Annotated in this window: 1 protein-coding gene; it reads left to right on the top strand. The window is 69.0% G+C overall.

What is annotated here, in order from left to right; all coding sequences use genetic code 11:
• Nucleotides 1-186: 186 nt before the first annotated feature.
• Nucleotides 187-1,301 (top strand): efflux RND transporter periplasmic adaptor subunit (locus G3O00_RS42485; protein WP_206146577.1); only part of this gene is annotated, 1,115 nt, incomplete at its 3' end.

The following is a 1,301-nucleotide window of genomic DNA, read 5'->3' as shown; positions in this document are numbered from 1 at the left end:
CGCCCGCGTCATTCATCCGGCCGCGGTTCCGACCTCGGCCGCATCGCCGCCTGCGTCTGCACGCGGCGTCGGCCCGTTGCCCGCGTACGGCTGCATTGCCCTGCCCCCCCGTCGCATCCACCCCATTCTCAGGAGTCCTCTCATGCCAGCCCGTAGCGCGATGCATCGTCCCTGCGAGACGCGGACATGAGCGAAACCCCATCCGCCCCGCCGACACCGCGCCGCTCGCGCCGCTGGATCGTCATCGCCGTGCTGGCCGTACCGGTCGCGCTGATCGTCTTTCACCTGCTGCGCCAGACGAAGCCGGTCCGCGCGACCCCGGCCCAGGTCGTCAGCGTCGCGACCGCGTCGACGGGCGACATGCCTGTGGTGCTGAACGAACTCGGCACGGTCACGCCGGTCGCGACCGTAACAGTGCTGCCGCAACTGAGCGGCTACCTGACCGAAGTCGGCTATCACGAAGGCGAGGAAGTCGCCAAGGGCCAGTTCCTCGCGCAGATCGATCCGCGCCAGTATCAGATCAGCAAGCAGCAGGCGCAGGCCCAGCTCGCGAAGGACGAGGCGAGCCTCGCGCAGGCGCGCGCCGATCTTGCCCGCTACGCGCAGCTCGCCGAACACAAGTCGATCGCCGACCAGACCTATCAGGATGCGCAGTTCACCGTGCAGCAGGACGAGGCCGCGACGAAGGCCGACCGCGCGAACATCGCGCAATACGATCTCGATCTCGCCTATTGCCACATCACCGCGCCGGTGGCGGGCCGCGTCGGGCTGCGGCTCGTCGACCCGGGCAACTACGTGACGTCGTCGAGCTCGACGGGCATCGTCGTGATCACGCAGATGAAGCCGATGACCGTGCAGTTCACGGTGCCGCAAAACGCGCTGTCGGCCGTCATCCGCCGCGTCGGCGCGGGCGCGAAGCTGCCGGTGACCGTCTATTCGAGCGACGACGACAAGCAGGTCGCCACCGGCACGCTGTACGCGATCGGCAACCAGATGGCGACCGCCACGGGTACCGTCACGCTGCGCGCGACGTTCGCGAACGACGACGAAGCGCTGTTCCCGAACGAATTCGTCAACGTGCGGCTCGGCGTCGACACGCTGCACGACGCGGTGCTCGTGCCGACCGCCGCGGTGCAGAACGGCGCGCCGGGCGACTACGTATATCTCGTCAATGCGAACCGGACAGTCTCCGTGCACAAGGTCACGCTCGGGCCGAGCGACGGCCGCGCCACCGCGATCGTCGCCGGGCTCGCGGCCGGGCAGCAGGTCGTGACCGACGGCGTCGACCGGCTCAGCGACGA

This window comes from Burkholderia sp. Ac-20384, from assembly GCF_017104605.1.
Taxonomy (GTDB): Bacteria; Pseudomonadota; Gammaproteobacteria; order Burkholderiales; family Burkholderiaceae; genus Burkholderia; species Burkholderia lata.
Note: the sequence above shows the minus strand (reverse complement) of the source record. Positions and strands in the feature narration are given on the sequence as shown.